General features: G+C 65.2%; 2 protein-coding genes and 1 pseudogene. All 3 read right to left on the bottom strand.

From position 1 onward, the window contains the following. The coding region (locus ASD02_RS40150; RefSeq protein ID WP_244494322.1) for an alcohol dehydrogenase catalytic domain-containing protein at positions 1–483 on the bottom strand (483 nt) is incomplete at both ends. Between the two features lies 1 nt (position 484). After that, positions 485–754 (bottom strand): annotated as a pseudogene (locus ASD02_RS40155) (alcohol dehydrogenase catalytic domain-containing protein); the annotation flags it as partial. Between the two features lie 124 nt (positions 755–878). Continuing rightward, a partial coding sequence (locus ASD02_RS31965) for an aminotransferase class I/II-fold pyridoxal phosphate-dependent enzyme (RefSeq protein ID WP_156408513.1) occupies positions 879–1,112 on the bottom strand: 234 nt, incomplete at its 5' end.

Raw genomic sequence — 1,112 nt, forward strand, 5'->3', positions numbered from 1 at the left:
ATCGACGACATGGTCGATGCCGACCTTGCGGGCAAGCTCCAGCCGCGTCGGGTTGATGTCGGTGATCACCACCTTGCGCGCGCCCGAGCGCTTGGCAACCAGTGCCCCCATAATGCCGATCGGCCCGGCGCCGGTCACCAGCACATCCTCGCCGACCAGATCGAACGACAGTGCGGTGTGCACCGCATTGCCGAAGGGATCGAAGATCGCGGCGATCTCGTCGGGAACGTCTTCSGGGATCGGCACGACGTTGTATTCCGGCAGGCAGACGAATTCGCCGAACGAGCCCGGCCGGTTGACACCGACGCCGAGCGTGTTGCGGCAGAGGTGGCCACGGCCGGCGCGGCAATTGCGGCACTTGCCGCAGACGATATGGCCCTCGCCCGAGACCCGCTCGCCGACATGGTATTTGGTGACGGCCGAGCCGACCGCGGCGATCTCGCCCATGAACTCATGGCCGACGACCATCGGCACCGGAATGGTNCGAGACCCGCTCGCCGACATGGTATTTGGTGACGGCCGAGCCGACCGCGGCGATCTCGCCCATGAACTCATGGCCGACGACCATCGGCACCGGAATGGTTTTCTGGGCCCATTGGTCCCAGTTCCAGATATGCACGTCGGTGCCGCAGATCGCCGACTTCTTCACCTTGATCAGCACGTCGTTCGGTCCGACCTCCGGCACCGGCACACGTTCCATCCAGAGCCCGACCGCCGGCTTCGTCTTGACCAGCGCCTTCATCATCTTCGTCATTTGGTTGTCTCCAAAATCAACTGCCCGCCTGGGGCCGCCCCTCATCCGGCTGCCGCCACCTTCTCCCCGCGAGACGGGGAGAAGGAACATGCCGAGGGCTAGGGTGAGGGGCAGAGCTCTACACTCACTTGATCACACCGAGCTCGCGGCCGACCTCTTCGAATGCGGCAATCGCCCGGCGCACGTCGTTTTCGCTGTGGGCGGCCGACATCTGCGTGCGGATGCGCGCCTGGCCCTTTGGCACCACCGGGAAGGAGAAGCCGATGACGTAGACGCCCTTCTTGAGCATGCGCGCCGCCATCTCCTGCGCCAGTGCGGCATCGCCGAGCATCACCGGGATGATCGGATGGCCCTCGCC

Origin of the sequence: Ensifer sp. Root1252 (assembly GCF_001425885.1) — a bacterium.
Taxonomy (GTDB): Bacteria; Pseudomonadota; Alphaproteobacteria; order Rhizobiales; family Rhizobiaceae; genus Ensifer; species Ensifer canadensis.